Source organism: Actinotalea subterranea, assembly GCF_008364845.1.
Lineage (GTDB): Bacteria > Actinomycetota > Actinomycetes > Actinomycetales > Cellulomonadaceae > Actinotalea > Actinotalea subterranea.
Window position 1 is genome coordinate 19,678 of record NZ_VTTP01000007.1, and the last position, 17,189, is coordinate 36,866.

At 74.1% G+C, this 17,189-nt stretch carries 11 protein-coding genes and 1 tRNA gene; 8 read left to right on the plus strand and 4 right to left on the minus strand.

What is annotated here, in order from left to right; genetic code table 11:
* Positions 1 to 22: 22 nt before the first annotated feature.
* Positions 23 to 859: a TrmH family RNA methyltransferase gene (locus FZ988_RS12570; protein ID WP_149204379.1), complete on the plus strand. Its 837-nt coding sequence runs from the start codon at positions 23 to 25 to the stop codon at positions 857 to 859.
* Between the two features lie 46 nt (positions 860 to 905).
* On the opposite strand, the gene FZ988_RS12575 is transcribed toward FZ988_RS12570, so the two are convergent.
* The 3 genes from FZ988_RS12575 to FZ988_RS12585 all read right to left on the minus strand — a co-directional run bounded on the left by FZ988_RS12575 (position 906) and on the right by FZ988_RS12585 (position 3,704).
* On the minus strand, positions 906 to 1,436 hold the full coding sequence (locus tag FZ988_RS12575) for a YbhB/YbcL family Raf kinase inhibitor-like protein (RefSeq protein ID WP_188079091.1): 531 nt from the start codon (positions 1,434 to 1,436) through the stop codon (positions 906 to 908).
* Between the two features lie 121 nt (positions 1,437 to 1,557).
* On the minus strand, positions 1,558 to 3,276 hold the full coding sequence (locus FZ988_RS12580; protein ID WP_149204380.1) for a SulP family inorganic anion transporter: 1,719 nt from the start codon (positions 3,274 to 3,276) through the stop codon (positions 1,558 to 1,560).
* Positions 3,273 to 3,704: an ArsR/SmtB family transcription factor gene (locus tag FZ988_RS12585; protein WP_149204381.1), complete on the minus strand. Its 432-nt coding sequence runs from the start codon at positions 3,702 to 3,704 to the stop codon at positions 3,273 to 3,275. Before FZ988_RS12585 ends, FZ988_RS12580 begins: the two co-directional genes overlap by 4 nt.
* A 186-nt stretch (positions 3,705 to 3,890) precedes the next feature.
* Between FZ988_RS12585 and FZ988_RS12590 the strand changes: the two genes are divergently transcribed.
* Genes FZ988_RS12590 through FZ988_RS12600 form a run of 3 tightly spaced genes read left to right on the plus strand, consistent with a single transcriptional unit; the run spans position 3,891 to position 9,938 of the window.
* On the plus strand, positions 3,891 to 4,796 hold the full coding sequence (locus FZ988_RS12590; protein ID WP_149204382.1) for a hypothetical protein: 906 nt from the start codon (positions 3,891 to 3,893) through the stop codon (positions 4,794 to 4,796).
* Positions 4,793 to 6,430 (plus strand): DNA polymerase Y family protein, encoded by a 1,638-nt coding sequence (locus FZ988_RS12595; protein WP_149204383.1) that lies wholly within the window; start codon positions 4,793 to 4,795, stop codon positions 6,428 to 6,430. Before FZ988_RS12590 ends, FZ988_RS12595 begins: the two co-directional genes overlap by 4 nt.
* A complete protein-coding gene (locus FZ988_RS12600; RefSeq protein ID WP_149204384.1) occupies positions 6,423 to 9,938 on the plus strand; it encodes an error-prone DNA polymerase in 3,516 nt (1,171 codons plus the stop codon). Before FZ988_RS12595 ends, FZ988_RS12600 begins: the two co-directional genes overlap by 8 nt.
* Before the next feature lie 85 nt (positions 9,939 to 10,023).
* Here the strand turns inward: FZ988_RS12600 and FZ988_RS12605 are convergent, their stop codons facing one another.
* The gene (locus FZ988_RS12605) at positions 10,024 to 11,286 is read right to left on the minus strand and encodes an AI-2E family transporter (RefSeq protein WP_149204385.1); all 1,263 of its coding nucleotides are present in this window, start codon (positions 11,284 to 11,286) and stop codon (positions 10,024 to 10,026) included.
* 136 nt (positions 11,287 to 11,422) lie between these two features.
* Here FZ988_RS12605 and FZ988_RS12610 point away from each other — a divergent pair.
* The 4 genes from FZ988_RS12610 to FZ988_RS12625 all read left to right on the plus strand — a co-directional run bounded on the left by FZ988_RS12610 (position 11,423) and on the right by FZ988_RS12625 (position 17,157).
* Positions 11,423 to 11,506: transfer RNA gene (locus FZ988_RS12610), tRNA-Leu, on the plus strand.
* A gap of 155 nt (positions 11,507 to 11,661) precedes the next feature.
* Positions 11,662 to 13,140 carry a DUF3375 domain-containing protein gene (locus tag FZ988_RS12615; RefSeq protein WP_149204386.1) on the plus strand — a complete coding sequence of 493 codons (1,479 nt, stop codon included), beginning with the start codon at positions 11,662 to 11,664 and terminating at the stop codon, positions 13,138 to 13,140.
* Entirely contained in the window at positions 13,133 to 13,786 is a 654-nt protein-coding gene (locus FZ988_RS12620) for a DUF4194 domain-containing protein (RefSeq protein ID WP_149204387.1), read from the plus strand. The genes FZ988_RS12615 and FZ988_RS12620 overlap by 8 nt, the downstream gene beginning before the upstream one ends.
* A complete protein-coding gene (locus FZ988_RS12625) occupies positions 13,786 to 17,157 on the plus strand; it encodes an ATP-binding protein (protein ID WP_149204388.1) in 3,372 nt (1,123 codons plus the stop codon). Before FZ988_RS12620 ends, FZ988_RS12625 begins: the two co-directional genes overlap by 1 nt.
* Positions 17,158 to 17,189 lie beyond the last annotated feature (32 nt).

The window sequence follows — 17,189 nt, forward strand, 5'->3', positions numbered from 1 at the left end:
TCCGGGCTGGGAGGATCGGGGGGTGCCCGTCGTCCGCATCACCGACCCCACCGACCCCGTGCTCGCCGACTACACCCGGCTGACCGACGTCGCGCTGCGCGCCAAGCACGAACCCGCGAAGGGCCTCTACATCGCCGAGAGCTCGACCGTGATCCGGCGTGCGCTCGCCGTCGGGCACCGGCCCCGGTCCTTCCTCATGGCCGAGCGCTGGCTCGCGGACCTCGCGCCCACGCTCGCCGCCGCGGGAGCGGGTCCGGACGGCGACGTGCCGGTGTACGTGGGCGAGCCCGAGGTCCTCGAGGCCATCACCGGCTTCCACCTGCACCGGGGTGCGCTCGCGGCGATGCACCGGCCGCCGCTGCGGCCCGTCCACGAGCTGCTCGCGGCGGCGCGGGACGGCGCGGGTGCGCGGCGCGTCGCGGTGCTCGAGGACATCGTCGACCACACCAACGTCGGGGCGATCTTCCGCTCGGCGGCCGCGCTCGGCGTCGACGCGGTCCTCGTCTCGCCCCGGTGCGCGGACCCCCTGTACCGCCGGTCGGTGCGGGTCTCGATGGGCACGGTGTTCCAGGTGCCGTGGACGCGCCTGGAGAGCTGGCCCGACGGCCTCGGGGCGTTGCAGGCCGACGGGTTCACCGTCGCCGCGCTCGCGCTGTCCGACGACTCGGTGAGCCTCGACGTGCTCGCGGACGCGCCGCCCGAGCGTCTCGCACTCGTGCTCGGGACCGAGGGTGACGGTCTCTCGCGCGGCGCGGTCGACGCGGCCGACCTCGTGGTGCGGATCCCGATGGCGGGCGGGGTCGACTCCCTGAACGTCGCCGCGGCGTCGGCGGTCGCGTTCTGGGCCGTGCGCGTCTGACCGACGTCCGACGGACGGGGGCGCCGCGCCGAGGGGCGCGCCGCCGTCAGCGCTGGAACGTCGGCGTGAGCGTTCCCCGGGCGAGCGTGTGGAACAGGGCTGTGAACGCGACGGCGGTGGGCGTCACGTCGTCGGGCAGGTCGAGCGTCTCGACGTCGAGCGCGTGCACGGCGAAGACGTAGCGGTGCGGGCGGTCGCCCTCGGGCGGCGCCGCGCCCGCGTACCCGGGCGTCCCGCCGTCGTTGCGCGCGTGGTGGGCTCCGGTCGGCAGGTGGGCTCCCGACGGTGAGCCGGAGCCCGTCGGCAGCGACGTCGTGCCGGCGGGGAGGTCCCAGACGGTCCAGTGCCAGAACCCCGCAGGGGTCGGGGCGTCGGGGTCGAAGCACGAGACGACGAAGCTCCGGGTGCCCTCGGGCGCGCCGTCCCACGCGAGGTGGGGCGACGTGCTGCCGCCCTGGGCCGTGAACGGGTGCGCCATGGGCTGCCCGTCGCCGACGTCGTCGCTCCGCACGGCGAGCGGGGGGACGGCGGGCAGGAGCGAGTACGGCTCGGGTGCGGGCGGGCGGGACAGGTCCACGGGTCCTCCTGGCGTCGGTGTCTGCCTGGTCCATCATGCCCACCGGGGCGTCGCCGCACCCGTCGGCCGGGTGACCCGGCGCCCTGCCGACGGTGCCCCGCCCGGAGGTCGGCGCCCGCGGCTACGCGCTCGGCGGCGTCGCGCTCCGCGCCTCGGCGCGGTGCACGTGCGAGCGGGCGTGCTCGACGGCGGCGTCGAGCGTCTCGAAGACGTGCGCGCGGTCCTGGAGCTCCGTGAACACGCCGACGGCCTCGACGAGGCGCTGGTGCTCGGGCCGCAGGCCCTTGAGCAGGACGACGATGCCTCGGCGCTGCAGGTCGCCGACGATCTCGGCGAGCGCGTTGGCGCCGCTCGTGTCGAGCACCCGCACCCCGGAGAGCCGCAGGATGACGACCCGGACGTCGGCGACCAGGGAGAGCTCGTCGAGGAACCGGCGCACGTCGGCGAAGAAGAGCGCGCCGTCGATCCGGTAGACCGCGATGTGCTCGCGCAGCAGGGCGCGCTCGGACGCGACGTCGACCTCGCGCAGGTCGAGCTCCTCCCGGTGCAGGCCGCTGGCCTTCGCGACGGCGCGGAGCGCGAGGATCGCCGCGAGGGCCACCCCGAGCTCGACGGCCACGACGAGGTCGAAGACGACGGTCGTGGCGAGCGTGAGCAGGAACACCGTGGTCCCGGACGGGCCCGAGCGGCAGATGGACCGCGCCGTCGCGAGGTCGACCATGCGCGCCGCGGTGACGAGCAGGACCCCGGCGAGCGCCGCGAGGGGGACACGTGCGACGAGCGGGCCGGCGGTGTAGATGATCACGGCGAGCACGACGGCGTGCAGTGCCGACGACGCGCGGGTGCGACCGCCGGCGCGCACGTTGACGGCGGTGCGGGCGATCGCACCGGTCGCCGGCATGCCGCCGAACAGGCCCGCAGCGACGTTGGCGACGCCCTGCCCGAAGAGCTCCCGGTTGGGGTCGGTGCGCGGCAGGTCGTCGTTCATGCCGTCGGCGACACGGGCCGACAGGAGGCTCTCCAGGGCCGCGAGGGCCGCGACGGCGAGCGCCGCCGAGACCAGGGAGCCCGTCGCCTCGGGCGTGAGGGTCGGCAGGGAAGGCGCCGGGAGCGACGACGGGATCGCACCGATCCGGCTCACGTCGAGGTCGGCGAGCTCGGCGACGAGCGTGACGACCACGACGGCGACGAGCGACGCCGGCAGGGTGCGCCGCACACGGGGGAGCAGGAGCATCAGCGCGACGACGAGCGCGACGAGGCCGAGGGGCACCCAGGCGACGGACCAGTCCACGACGGCCAGGGTGCGCAGCGCGACGAGGCCGGCGTTCTCGCCCTCGGCCTTGGGTGTGTCGAGCGCGAGGGGGATCTGCTGGGCCGCGATGATCACGCCGATGCCCATGGTGAAGCCCTCGACCACGGGCCACGGGATGTAGGCGACGAGCCTGCCGAGCCCGACGATGCCGGCGAGCAGCACGAGGCCACCCGCCATGATCGCGACGGTCGCCACGGACTCGGGCCCGTAGCGCGCCACGATGGGTACGAGGACGACCGTCATGGCGCCCGTGGGTCCCGACACCTGCAGGTTCGACCCGCCGAGGACCGCTGCGACGAAGCCCGCGATGACGGCGGTGACCATGCCGGCGGCGGCTCCCATCCCGGAGGTCACCCCGAAGCCGAGGGCGAGGGGGAGCGCGACGATCGCGACGGTGACGCCTGCGATCGCGTCCGCGCGCCAGGTGGTGCGCAGCATCGTGTAGTCGCTGCGGCGCGGGAGCGTGTGACGGCGCAGGGTGCCGAGCGCGCGGCGCCAGTCGACCGAGCCCGTGGGGCCGACGCTCATCGTCCGGCGCTCCCAGCGTCGTCGGTCGCCGCGTCGGTGGGGCCGAGCGGCTCGGCGAGGTCCGAGAGCACCGCGGGGGTGCCGGACAGGGAGTCGACGAGGAAGGTCCGGGCCGCGGTGAGCAGGTCGACGACGCTGGGGTGGGCCAGCTGGTAGTGCACGGCGTTGCCCTCGCGGCGTCCGACGACGAGGCCCGTGCGGCGCAGCACGGCCAGGTGCTGGGAGAGGTGGGACGCCTCGAGGCCGGTCGCGGTCAGCAGGTCGCTCACGGCGCGCGGGCCGGGGACGAGGAGCTCGAGGAGCCGGACCCGCAGGGGGTGCCCGAGGGCCTTGAAGAGCTCGGCCTTGATCTCGTGGATGGGGGTCTCGGTACGCGGGGCGCGGAGCGGCACGACGTCTCTTCCGTAGTGGATCAATGACTTGAGCATTTCCATCAAGCCGTCACAAGCATAACCCCGGCCGAGCGCTGGGCCGACCGGGGGAGTCGCCCGGACCCCGGATTGACTTCCCCTCGCCGTCGGCGTCTACTGGAGATTAGTCGAACAGGTGTTCGAAGATCAGGGATGTCCCGCCTCGTGCTGGACCGGGCCGGATGCCGGAAGAGGTGAGCCGCGGTGACCACGGTGGCGGTCGAGGAGCAGGTGGCCGCAGCCGATCGGGCGGAGCTCGCGAGAGCCGCGCTGGCGCGCGCGGAAGAGCGTACGGGCACCCAGAGGTGGGTCCGGCCGGTCCGTCTCACGGTCACCTCCGGGACACCGGTCGAGGCCGTGAGGACCGCCGTCGGCGACACCTCGCCGCTCCCGGACGTGACGGATGCGGGGCACGGCCGGTCGGTCGAGCCGAGCAGGTCGGTCGGTGACGCCAGGTCGCCCGACCAGGTGCGTCCCGGGCAGCCCGGTGGGGCGGTGCGGCTCCTTCCCGTCCGCGCGGACCTGGCGGCCCTGCTGCCGTCCGGCGCCCTCGACCGGGGCACCACGGTGGTCGTCACCGGGTCCACCTCCCTGACCCTCGGCCTCCTCGCGGAGGCCTCCCGGGCCGGGAGCTGGGTCGCGCTCGTGGGGCTCCCGGGCCTGGGGGTCCTGGCCGCCCAGCAGCTGGGGCTCGACCTCGACCGGATGGTCCTCGTCCCCGATCCCGGTCCCGACGGCCCCACGGTCCTCGCCGCGCTGCTCGACGGCGTGGACGTCGTCGTCGTCGGGCCCCGGGTGGCCCTGACCGACGGCGACCGCCGACGCCTGAGCGCCCGGGCGCGTGAACGGTCCGCCGTGCTCGTCCCCACCACACCCTGGCCGGCGGCCCACGTCGTGCTGACCGCTCGTGCCGCGCGGTGGGAGGGGCTCGACCGAGGGCACGGGCACCTGCGCACGTGCAGGCTGCGGGTCGAGCGCACGGGCCGGGGGACGGCAGCCCAGCGGCAGGAGTCCGAGGTCCTGGTCCCCGTGACCCCCGCGCCCCGGGCGGCCGACGCCGCACGGCCCCGTGCCCGGGGCGTGCGCCGCACCGCGAGGCGAGCGGGATGACCGCGCCGTCCAGGGTCGCGGCGCTGTGGGTCCCGGACTGGCCGGTCCTGGCAGCGATGACCGCCGAGGAGGTCGCCGTCCACGAGCCGGCAGCCGTGCACGACGGCCGACGCGTCACGGCGGTCTCGGCGCTCGCACGTCGCCAGGGCGTACGTCGAGGCATGCGGCGCAGGCACGCCCAGGAGTGCTGCCCCGGGCTGGTCCTCCTCGCCGAGGACCCGGGTCGGGACGTCCGGCTGTTCGAGCCCGTCGCCGCGGCCGCCGAGACCGTCGTCTCCGGGATCGAGGTCGCCCGCCCCGGCCTGATCCTGCTGCCCGCCGCAGGGGCGGGCCGGTACCACGGCTCGGAGCACACGCTCGCCGAGCTCCTGGTGGGGGCGGTCGCCGGGCAGACCGGCTACGAGGCGCAGATAGGCGTCGCCGACGGTGCCGGCGCTGCGGTGCTCGCCGCGCGCGCGGGGCGCATCGTGCCACCCGGTCGGGCGGCGCAGCTCCTCGGTCCGCTCGGGGTCGGCGAGCTGGTCCACGTCGCGACCGGCGACCTGGCGGCTCAGGTCCCTGACCTCGTCGACCTGCTCAACCGTCTGGGCCTGCGCACCCTCGGCGACCTCGCGCGGCTGCCCGCCACGGACGTCCTCGCCAGGTTCGGGCGCCTGGGCACGTGGGCGCACCAGGTCGCCTCGGGCCAGGACGACCGCCCGACGGCGCTGCGTCGCCTCGAGCCCGACCTCGCCGTCGAGCAGGACCTCGACCCACCGGTCGAGCGTGTCGAGGCAGCGGCGTTCGCCGCGCGACGCCTCGCCGAGGAGCTGCACGCACTGCTCGTCTCGCGGGGGGCGGGCTGCGGCCGCCTGCAGATCGTCGCCCGGACCGAGGACGGTCAGGAGCTGGCCCGCACGTGGCGCACGGAGGCCGTGATCGGCGGCATGTCGGCCGCCCGGATGACCGACCGCGTCCGCTGGCAGCTCGAGGGCTGGCTCACCGGGAGCAGCCTGCGCGCGTCGTCGCGTGCGGGGCAGCACCCGGGGCACGGTGCGGGGGACCCCGCTCCGGCCCCCCTGGTCCGGCTGGGGCTCCGCGCCGAGGAGGTCGTCGCCGTCGGGGCAGAGCAGGGGCGCCTGTGGGGTGGGCCCAGCGGCTCTGACCTGCGTGCGCAGCGGGCCCTGCACCGGGTCCAGGGGCTCATCGGCACCGACCGGGTGCTGAGCGTCGCCGTGCAGGGCGGGCGCGAGGTCCGCGACCAGGTCCACCTCGTCCCGTGGGGTGAGGAGGCCGCGCCGACGCGTCAGGTGCAGCAGCCCTGGCCGGGTCGCCTTCCCCCGCCGGCGCCGGCGACGGTGCTCCCCGAGCCGCAGGTCGTCCAGCTGTGCGGCAGCGACGGCCGGCGGGTCCAGGTCGACGCGCGCCTCCAGGTCAGCGCGGAGCCGACCGTCGTGTGGTGGCCCGCCGAGCAGGGGCTCCCCGAGCGGGAGACCGCCGTGACGGGGTGGGCGGGGCCGTGGCCCCTCGTCCAGCGCTGGTGGGGCCCGACGCCGCGGCGCCAGGTCTTCCTGCAGGCCACCCTCGCGGAGGGCGGGGCCGTGCTGCTCGCGCTCGAGGACGGCGTCTGGACGGTCGAGGCGCACTATGACTGAGCGTGCCGGGACCGGGCCGGGCGCGCCGCGGTACGCCGAGCTGCACGCCCACTCGGCCTTCAGCTTCCTCGACGGCGCGAGCCAGCCCGAGGAGCTCGTGCACGAGGCTGCGCGGCTCGGCCTGTCGGCACTGGCCCTGACCGACCACGACGGGCTGTACGGCGTCGTGCGCTTCGCCCAGGCGGCCCGCACCGCGGGGCTGCCCACGGTCTTCGGCTCCGAGCTGCACCTGCCCGGCCCGGACGGCGCCCTGGACGAGCCGACCGGGACACCCGACCCGCGCGCATCGCACCTGCTCGTCCTGGCCCGGGGGCCGCAGGGGTACCGCGCGCTGTCCCGGGCGATCGCCGAGGCGCACCTCGCCACGGGGACCAAGGGCATGGCCGACCACCGGCTGCCGGAGCTCGCGGCGGCGGCCGACGGGCAGTGGCTCGTGCTCACGGGCTGCCGCAAGGGCTCCGTGCGGCAGGCGCTCGAGGGCGGTGCGGCACTCGAGGGCGGTGCGGCGCACGGGCGCTGGGACCTCGACGCGGCGCACCGCGAGCTCGACCGGCTGACGTCCCTGTTCGGACGGGACAACGTCGCCGTCGAGGTCACGGACACGGGTGACCCCTGGGACTCCGAGCGCAACGACGCCCTCGCCGAGCTCGCCCGGCGTGCACGGCTGCCGCTCGTCGCGACCGGCAACGTGCACTACGCGCGCCCCGCGGACGCGGACCTCGCCGGGGCGCTCGCCGCCGTGCGCGCCCGCTCGAGCCTCGACGACATGGACGGCTGGCTGCCCGGGGGTCCGACCCTCCACCTGCGGTCGGCCGAGGAGATGGTGCTGCGGCACCGGCGTCACCCGCAGGCCGTGGCGACGGCTGCCGCGCTCGCGGCCGAGTGCGCCTTCGACCTCGCCCTCGTGGCGCCCGCGCTGCCGCCCTACCCCGTCCCGCCAGGGCACGACGAGGCGACGTGGCTGCGTGAGCTGGTCCGCCGAGGGGCGTTCGAGCGGTACGGCCCGCCGGAGGCGGAGCGGGTCCCGGGCGCGTACGCCCAGATCGCCCACGAGCTGGCCGTCATCGAGAGCCTCGGGTTCCCCGGCTACTTCCTCATCGTCCACGACCTCGTCGCGTTCTGCCGTGACCAGGGCATCCTCGCGCAGGGCCGTGGCTCGGCCGCCAACTCGGCGGTCTGCTACGCCCTGGGGGTCACGGCCGTGGACGCGGTGCAGCACGGGCTGCTCTTCGAGCGCTTCCTGGCCCCGGAGCGGGACGGGCCACCCGACATCGACGTGGACATCGAGTCGATCCGGCGCGAGGAGGTCATCCAGTACGTCTACGAGCGGTTCGGCAGGCGGCACGCGGCGCAGGTCGCGAACGTCATCTCCTACCGGCCCAAGTCCGCGGTCCGGGACGCGGCGCGCGCCCTGGGGTACGACGTCGGGCAGCAGGACGCCTGGAGCAAGAGCATCGAGCGGTGGGGGTCCCTCCGCGGTCCGGAGCACACGAGCCCCTGGTGGACGATGCAGCGCTCGGCCCCGGTGGGCCCGCTCGGGCTGGGCGGCGGCGGGGCAGGGTTCACGCCTGCGCCCGGCCCGGGCGTCGGCCAGGGCGCTCCTGCCGGTCCGCAGGCGGGGCGGGACGTGCCACGCACCGCCGACGGGCTCGAGCTGAGCGAGGACGGGCACGACGTCGTCCCCGTGCAGCGTCCGCCGTCGGCGACCGAGCTCGGCGAGATCCCCGACCCGGTCATCGACCTCGCCGAGCGGCTCCTGCGCCTGCCGCGACACCTGGGGATCCACTCGGGCGGCATGGTGATGTGCGACCGGCCGGTCATCGAGGTGTGCCCGGTCGAGTGGGCCCGCATGCCCGGCCGCACGGTCCTGCAGTGGGACAAGGACGACTGCGCCGATGCGGGCCTGGTCAAGTTCGACCTCCTCGGCCTGGGCATGCTCTCGGCGCTGCGCATCGCGTTCGAGCTGGTCGCGGCGAACGAGGGCGTCGAGCTGGGCCTGCACTCCCTGCCCCAGGAGGACCCTGCGGTCTACGACCTGCTGTGCGCGGCGGACACCGTGGGCGTGTTCCAGGTCGAGTCCCGTGCGCAGATGGCGACGCTGCCGCGCCTGCAGCCCCGACGCTTCTACGACATCGTCATCGAGGTCGCCCTCATCCGGCCCGGCCCCATCCAGGGCGGCTCGGTGCACCCGTACATCAACCGGGTGCGTGGCCGCGAGAAGGTGACCTTCCTGCACCCCCTGCTCGAGAAGTCGCTCGCCAAGACGATGGGCGTCCCGCTGTTCCAGGAGCAGCTCATGCAGATGGCCATCGACGTCGCCGGCTTCACCGGTGCGGAGGCCGACCAGCTGCGCCGGGCCATGGGATCCAAGCGGTCCATGGAGCGCATGGAGGCCCTGCGGGCCCGGCTCATGTCGGGCATGGTCGAGCGCGGGGTGGACGACCCGCAGGTCCGCGAGCAGATCTACGACAAGCTCAAGGCCTTCGCGGACTTCGGCTTCCCCGAGTCGCACGCGTACTCGTTCGCGTACCTCGTCTACGCGAGCTCCTGGCTCAAGGTGCACCACCCGGCGGCCTTCTACGCGGGCCTGCTCGCGGCGCAGCCCATGGGGTTCTACTCCCCGCAGTCGCTCGTGGCCGACGCGCGGCGGCACGGCGTGGTCGTGCTCCGCCCGGACGTGCAGACCTCGGGCGTCCAGGCAGGCCTCGAGCGCGTCGCCACGGACGGCGACGAGGTCCCTCGCGGCCCACGCCCCGGCTCCCCGGGTCCGCGCCGCGGCCAGGTGGTGCTCGACGTCGACCCCGCGCTCGCGGTCAGGCTGGGTCTCGCCGCGGTGCGGGGCGTGGGGGAGGAGGTCGCCGAGAAGCTCGTCGCCGAGCGCACCACCGGCGGTCCGTTCGCGGGACTGCGCGACCTGGTGCGCCGGGTGTCGTTGCGCACCGCCCAGCTGGAGGCGCTCGCGACGGCCGGCGCGCTCGAGTCCCTGGGCGTGGACCGTCGGGAGGGCCTCTGGGCCGCCGGCGCGCTCGCCCAGGAGGGACCCGAGACGCTGCCGGGCGTCGCCGTGGGCGTCGAGGCGCCGACCCTGCCGGGGATGAGCGAGGTCGAGCTCGCCATGGCCGACGTGTGGGCCACGGGTGTCTCCGTGGACTCCTACCCGACGCAGTACGTGCGCGAGGGGCTGGACGCGGCAGGCGTGCTGCGGGTCGAGCAGGCGTTCGAGCACGAGGTGGGGCGTCGCGTCGCGGTCGCCGGGGTGGTCACGCACAGGCAGCGGCCGGGGACCGCGCAGGGCGTGACGTTCCTGTCCCTCGAGGACGAGACCGGTCTGCTCAACGTCATCTGCACGGCCGGGCTGTGGAGCCGCTTCCGCCGGGTCGCGCGGACGTCGGCGGCTCTCGTGGTCCGCGGCCGGCTCGAACGCGCCGACAACGCGACGAACCTGCTCGCCGAGCACCTCGCTCCGCTGTCGCTGCGCATCCCGACGTCCTCACGCGACTTCCAGTGAGGCACTGCGCGCGAGATCCGGTGCGACGAGGTCGGGCCCGGTGGCGCGCCGGCACGGTGAGCCACCGGCCCGGTGCGCAGGCGGCTCAGGTGAGCGCGACCTCCTCGGGGGGCCCGTCCGGCGGGTCGGTCTCGGCCTCCGGGTCCCCGTCGTCGTCCGCCGTGAAGTCCGTGGGCGGGTCGACGTGGCGCAGCCGGGCGAAGACCGCCCAGCCGACCGCGATGAGCGGGACCGAGATGACCGCCCCGAGGATCCCGGCGACGAGCGTGCCCCCCGTGACACCCAGTGCGACCGCGACGGGGTGCAGCGAGACCTGCCTGCCCATGACCAGCGGCGTCAGGACGTGCCCCTCGAACTGGCCGATGAGCGCGATGCCGATGCCCACGAGCACCGCCGCGAGGACACCCTTCGCGGCGAGCGCCACGACCATCGCGATGACCATCGCGAGCGGTGCGCCGATCAGCGGGATGAACGCACCGATGAAGACGAGCACCGCGAGGGGGGCGGCGAGCGGGACGCCGACGATGAGCAGGATGATCGCGGCGAGCGCCCCGTCGGCCGCCGCGACGATGAACGTGCCCCGGGTGTAGCCCGAGAACGTGTACCAGGCGACGTCACCGCCGACGAACCACGACTCACGCATGCGTGCGGGTAGCTGGTTGAGGAACCAGAGCCACATCTCCTTGCCGCGGGTGAGGAAGAAGACCGTGCAGAACGTCGCGAGCGCGAGGGCCGTGAACACCTGGCCGACGGATCCCGCGCTCGCGAGCGCCTGGCTCGCGACGGCGCTGCTGTTCTCGGCGATCCACTCCTGTGCGGAGACGAGCCAGCCCTGGACGTCGTCGTTGGTGACCGTGAGGTGCAGCGGGCTGTCCTCGAGCAGCGTCAGCAGAGTCGAGATGCCGTCGTTGAACTGCTTCCCGAGGTTCTCCCACTGGCCCGCGACGGAGAACCCGATGTACGTGAACAGGCCCGCGACGAGAAGGATCGACAGGATCATCGAGAGGGCCGTCGCCAGGCCACGTGGCATCCACCGGGCGAGCGCGTTGACGACGGGCCGCAGCACGGCGGTGAACACGAGCGCGAGGAACACCGCGATGAACAGCAGGAGCACGCGCGACGTCGCCCAGAACACCAGCGCGACAGCGGCGACCACGACCATCATCCGCCAGGACCAGCCGGCAACGACCCGCAGCCAGTGCGGCGCCGTCTCCTCGTAGCCGACGACCGACGGGTTGCGACGCGCGCCGGCGACCTTCTTCGCCGCAGGACCGGCTCCGGCCAGGTGACGCACGGACGGCTTCGGACGTTCGGCCTCGGTCGTCGACGTGTCGTCGCGGTCGGTCATCACAGCTCCCCGCAGTGCCGGCGCGGACGCGCCCCGCCGCCAGTCTGCACCAGGGCGTGCGTCCTGGCGGCCTGCCACTCCGTGCTATCTTTACTGCCGCGCTTGAGGGACTCTTCGGAGCCCGTCAGGTCCACCTGTCCGGGTGGCGGAATGGCAGACGCGCTAGCTTGAGGTGCTAGTGCCCGTATAGGGCGTGGGGGTTCAAGTCCCCCTCCGGACACTCGTTGAGACAGCGACGAAAGGCCCCTGATCTGCGGAAGCGCAGAGCGGGGGCTTCTTTCGTTCTCGCACCTGAGGAGCTCTCGTGAGGCCGTCGCCCCACGGTCGGAATGCCCTGGCGCCGACTGTCGTCGCAGCCCCCTACGCTGTCCCGCGATGATGACGCGAGCGGAGGGGGCCTACCTCGGGGCGGTCCGGGCTTTCCAGAACCCGATGCTGGACCTCCTCCACAAGCGTCACGCACCCCTGGTGGTCTCCCTGCTGTCGCTCGTGTTCACCGTCGAGCGCCCGACGGTGCCCGTGGCGGACGCCCACACGGAGATCGGCGAGGCGCTGGCCCAGCTCCGTGCGGCAGGCCACGACGAGGCGCTACCGACCGCGACGGCACGTGAGCTGTGCCGGCTGTGGGCCGACGCGGGATGGCTGGTCCGTCAGGTCCTGGACGACGACGTCGAGGTGTACCGGCTCTCGGCGCACGCCGTGGGTGCGCTCGAGGTCGCGGGCCGTGCCGGCGGGGCTCGCGCGCGTGTGTCGCAGTCGAGGGTGCGGACGCTCCTGGACGCGATCGAGCGCCTCTCGCAGGACGCCGACCCCGACGTCCTGGTGCGGATGGCCCGGCTGGACGCGGAGATCGCGCGGCTGCGCGAGGAGCTCGCACGGATCCAGCGGACGGGCGCCGTCGATCCGGTCGACGAGGAGCAGCTGCTCGAGGAGGCCGAGAACGTCCTGCACCTGGTGCGCGAGCTTCCTGCCGACTTCGCGCGGGTCGCAGAGTCGATCAAGGCGATGCAGCGAGACGTCGTCACGGCGCTGCGCCAGGACCAGCGCCCGACCGGCGAGGTGCTGCGCGAGTACCTGGAGCGCGGGGAGCACGTGATGGAGTCGACCGCCGAGGGGCGGGCGTTCTCCGGCGCGTTGCGTCTCATCGGCGACCCGCAGCGGCTCGACGAGCTCTCCGGCGAGCTCGAGGTGATCCTGCGACACCCCTTCACCCGGCGCCTTCCGGCGCAGCAGCGTGCCGAGCTGCGGGACATCGGCAGGTGGCTCGAGCGGGGCATCGAGCAGGTCTTCACGGCGCAGCGTGAGGCGTCGCACGTCATCACGGCGCAGGTGCGCAACCACGACCCGATGCGGGACCGGCAGGTCGACGAGCTGCTGCGCGAGGTCATGACCGGCCTCCAGGCGTGGACGGCGGGCGCGCGACGCGGCCAGCCCGTCGAGCCCGTGCGGCGGCTCCCGGTCGCGGAGGTGGACCACCTGCGCCAGACGCCCGGTGACCTGCGACCGGCGCAGGCGCCGTCGCCGCTGGCCGACTGGGACGACGACGCGGGCGCGGACGTCTCGCAGGACGAGGCGCGTGCGTGGGGCGGCCCGCACTACGCGGCGCTCCACGAGCAGCTCGCGGCGTCGGCGGGAACGGACGGGACGGTGGACGTGGCGACGGCGTTCAACGCGGCGCCGGAGGCCGTCCGGCGACCGGTGGACCTGCTGGGGGTCCTGGAGATCGCGCACGACCTGGGCATGGCGGAGTCCGACGAGGTCGTGCTCGTCGAGGCCGTGCGGCCCGACGGGACACGACGTCGGTTCGCGTTCAGCGGCGTCACCACACGGATGAAGGACGAGATCGATGAGTGAGACCACCCCGACGGCCTTCATCAGCCCCGTGCCCATGGAGGAGGACCCTGCGGAGCTGTTCGCAGGGGACTGCGGGACGCTCGACGCGGACGTGCGGCGCCTTCTCGTGCGACTGCTGCAGCGGCGGTTCCTGCTGGCCGACAGGAGCCCCGCCCAGTGGCGGACCCTCGTGGAGAACCAGCAGGTCATCGAGTCGCGGCTGCACGACCTGTTCGTCCACCTCGTCGTGGACCACGAGCGGGGGGTCGCGTACAAGAAGCAGGTCCGCTCGGCCGAGCTCGAGGTGCCTGTCCTCCTGCGTGACGACGCCTACACGCGGGCGGAGACGCTGGTCCTCGTCCACCTGCGCACCGTGTTCCAGCGCGAGCGGGGTGCCGGTGAGACCTCGGTCCGGGTCGACGTCGAGGAGATCGAGCAGACGGCCCTGACCTACTTCGACGCCGACGAGTCGAACGTCGCGTCGAGGCAGCGGGAGATCCGGGCCGCCGTGGTCCGCCTGGCCAAGGACGGGCTCATCGAGGAGGAGTCGGAGGGGCGCTACCGCGTCACGCCGCTCGTCGAGGTCGTGCTGAGCAACGCGCGGCTCGCCGAGCTGCGGGACTGGCTGCGGGAGCAGGCGCGCACGACGGCGCAGGAGGTGGCCTGATGACGATGGCTGACACGTTGTTCGGCCTGCTGCCTGCCGCCTCGACGGGGCAGCAGTGGATCGCGCGCGAGCTCCAGCTGGTCAACTGGGGCGGCTACGACGGCCACCACAGCCTGCGCCTCGCGTCCACGGCGACCCTGCTGTCGGGCGGCTCGGGATCGGGCAAGTCGACGTTGATGGACGCGTACATCGCGCTTCTCATGCCGCACACGACACCGTTCAACGGCGCCTCCAACGGCGGGGTCGTGGGCCGGCCCCGGGGCAAGGACCAGCGCAACATCGTCTCCTACGCCCGGGGGAAGCTCGACGAGTCCCGTACGGAGGACGGGACCCGCGAGCGTGTGCTGCGCGGCGAGGGCCAGGACACGTGGTCCGCGGTCGCGATGACGTGGGCGGACCAGGCGGGCCAGCTCTTCACGGGTGTGCGGGCCTGGTACGTGCCCGCCGCTGCGCGGACGCTCGACGACGTCGTCGCGGTCCGCGCGACGTGCGACGGCGGCTTCGACCTGCGTGAGCTCGAGCGGGCCGCGACCGACAGGCTGTCCCGCGGGGCCGTGGTCGCCGCGGGACTGACGCCGTTCGACACGGACCGCGAGTACACGGCGCGGCTCCACCTGACCCTGGGCATCGGTGCCACGGGTGGCGGCGCGAAGGCTGTGGCGCTGCTCGGACGTATCCAGGCCGGTCAGCAGATCACCACGGTCGACGCCCTCTACAAGGCGATGGTGCTCGAGGAGCCGGACACGTTCGCGACGGCGGACGCCGTCGTGGAGCAGTTCGACAAGCTCAGCGGCACGCGTGACCAGATGATCACGGCCCGCCAGCAGGTCAAGGCGCTCGAGGCGATCCGCGAGCACAGGGCTCGGATCGAGGAGGCGGGGGAGCGGCTCCGCGTCGTCGACGAGCTCGGGACGTTCGACGACCGTGCGTCGGCCGTCGCCCTCTGGCGCGACGAGAGACGGCTCGGCCTCCTGCGCTCCGTCGAGCAGGAGCTCCAGCGCGAGCACCAGCACGCTCGCCGGCTCGCGACCGAGACGAGCAGCAGGGTCGAGGCGGCACGGTCGGAGCTCGACGGGATCAAGCAGACGCTCTGGGCCTCGGGTGGCGACCGGCTCGCAACGGCGCAGCGTGAGGTCAGGTCGGCCGAGCAGCGCCGGGACCGCGTCGCCGGTGCCCGCCGCAGGCTCGACGAGGTGCTCCAGGCCGCGTTCGGGATCTCGGCGAGCTCCGAGCAGGCGTTCACGGAGCTCGTCGCGCGCGCGTCAGCGGCCCTGCAGGACACCGACGCCAAGCTCGCGGCGCGGAGCCGCTTCGCCGAGGCGATGGTGGAGAAGAAGGAGGCCCGGGCCGATCTCGCGGCGCTGCGTGAGGAGCGGGGTCGGGTAGCACGACGAGCCGGCAACATCCCCGACGACCTGCACCACGCGCGCGACGCACTCGCGAGGGCCGCCGGCCTCGAGCCGCACGACCTGCCATTCGTCGCGGAGCTCGTCGAGGTCAGGACGGAGCACGAGCCGTGGCGGGACGCGTTCAACCTGGCGCTCGGCGGCTTCGCCACGCTCCTGCTCATCGACGTCGCGCACCTGCGTGCGTTCCGCTCGGCGATCGACGGCATCCCGACGGCACGCCGGATCCGGTTCGAAGGTGTCCCGACGGGTCTGCGCGACGACGTCGCGCTCGACCACCGGACGCTGCCCGGGCGGCTCGAGTACCGCAGCGGGCCGTTCACGGGCTGGCTCCGCAGCGAGCTGGCCACCAGGTTCGGGTTCGTCTGCGTCGACACCCCCGGTGAGCTCGCGCAGCACCCCAAGGCGCTCACGCGGTCCGGTCAGCTGTCGCACGGGCGGCAGGGTGCGCACGGTGGTCAGGGGCGCGCGAACGTCCTCGGCTTCACCAACACGCGCCTCCTCGCGCACCTCGACCAGCAGATCGAGCGGGCGGAGCAGCGGCTCGGGCTCTCCGAGGCCCAGGTGGTCGCGGCGGAGGCCCACCTCGACCGCCACGAGCTCGAGCAGAACGCCGCCGCTGTCCTGGCCGACACGACCTGGGAGCAGGTCGACCTCGCCTCCGCGGATGCCGAGCTCGCGCGGTGGCAGCAGGTCATCGACGACGTGACGTCCGGCAACCCCGAGGTCACCCGGCTGCAGACGCAGGCGGTGGCGCTCGAGGTGACGATCCGCACGCTCACGGAGGAGCTGGGCCGCACGAAGGGGAGCGTGGTCGCGCTCGAGGACCGCTGGACGACGACCACGGACGAGGTCGACGCGGCCCAGCAGGCGCTCGACGCCGCCCACGCGGACGGGCGCGCGGTCGACGCCGGGCACCGGGCCTACCTCGACGGGCTGCTCGGTCCTTCGGCGGACAGCGATGACGGCGCGACCGGCCCGGTGGAGGCGCTCAAGGCGTTCGACGACACCCTTGCGCGTGCGACGCACGTGCTGCGGACCGACCGGGAGAGCGCCCAGCAGACCGTCGGCGCCGCCCGGGACGCCCTGCGCCGGACGTTCGAGACGTTCGTCGAGCGCTGGCCCGACCCGAACCTCGGGGTCGACCCGGACGAGTCCTACGGGGACTTCGAGCGGCTGCTCGCGGAGCTCGAGACGAGCGGGCTGCACGAGCTCGAGGGTGAGTGGCGGCGGAGCCTGCTGCGCCTGTCCGGCAACGACCTCACGGACCTGCACAACGCGCTGAGCCGCTCGGTCCGGGAGATCAAGGAGCGGATCCGACCGGTCAACGACATCCTCGCCGACCTGCCGTTCGCCGACGACGGCCACCGGTTGCGGATCGACGCCCGTGACACCCAGTCCACCGTCGTCGCACGGTTCCGCAAGGAGCTGCGCGACCTGCGCGAGCTGCTGGCGACCGACGCGACGGACGCCGAGCGTGAGCGCCGCTACGTCCGCATGGCCAAGGTGATCGACCGGATCCGTCGCTCCGCGCCCGACTTCGCCGATCTCGTCGACGTCCGACGGCACGTGCGGCTGAGTGCCGAGAAGGTCGACCTCGACGGGAACCACGTCGCGCTCTACGACCACATCGGCGAGAAGTCGGGCGGTGAGTCGCAGGAGCTCGTCGCGTTCATCGTCGGCGCCGCCCTGCGCTACCAGCTGGGGGATGCCGGCGCGGACCGTCCCCGCTACGCGCCGGTGTTCCTGGACGAGGCGCTCATCAAGGCCGATGCGCGCTTCACCGGTCGGGCGATCGGTGCCTGGCGCGGGCTGGGCTTCCAGCTCGTGATCGGGGCGCCCAACGACAAGTTCGGCGCCCTCGAGCCCCACGTCGACCTCAAGTACGTCGTGCTCAAGGACGGCTCTGGACGGTCGCGGACCAAGCCCGTGGTCGGCATGCCCGAGGAGGCGCAGCCGGTCTGAGCGGGCACGGGCTCGTCGCCGGTGTGGCGCAC

Excerpts from the sequence above, each read along its gene's own strand:
- FZ988_RS12580 (WP_149204380.1), bottom strand. The coding sequence starts at position 3,276 with ATGAGCGTCGGCCCCACGGGCTCGGTCGACTGGCGCCGCGCGCTCGGC.
- FZ988_RS12620 (WP_149204387.1), top strand. The coding sequence starts at position 13,133 with ATGAGTGAGACCACCCCGACGGCCTTCATCAGCCCCGTGCCCATGGAG.
- FZ988_RS12605 (WP_149204385.1), bottom strand. The coding sequence starts at position 11,286 with ATGACCGACCGCGACGACACGTCGACGACCGAGGCCGAACGTCCGAAG.
- FZ988_RS12615 (WP_149204386.1), top strand. The coding sequence starts at position 11,662 with ATGATGACGCGAGCGGAGGGGGCCTACCTCGGGGCGGTCCGGGCTTTC.
- FZ988_RS12595 (WP_149204383.1), top strand. The coding sequence starts at position 4,793 with ATGACCGCGCCGTCCAGGGTCGCGGCGCTGTGGGTCCCGGACTGGCCG.
- FZ988_RS12585 (WP_149204381.1), bottom strand. The coding sequence starts at position 3,704 with ATGCTCAAGTCATTGATCCACTACGGAAGAGACGTCGTGCCGCTCCGC.
- FZ988_RS12600 (WP_149204384.1), top strand. The coding sequence starts at position 6,423 with ATGACTGAGCGTGCCGGGACCGGGCCGGGCGCGCCGCGGTACGCCGAG.
- FZ988_RS12625 (WP_149204388.1), top strand. The coding sequence starts at position 13,786 with ATGACGATGGCTGACACGTTGTTCGGCCTGCTGCCTGCCGCCTCGACG.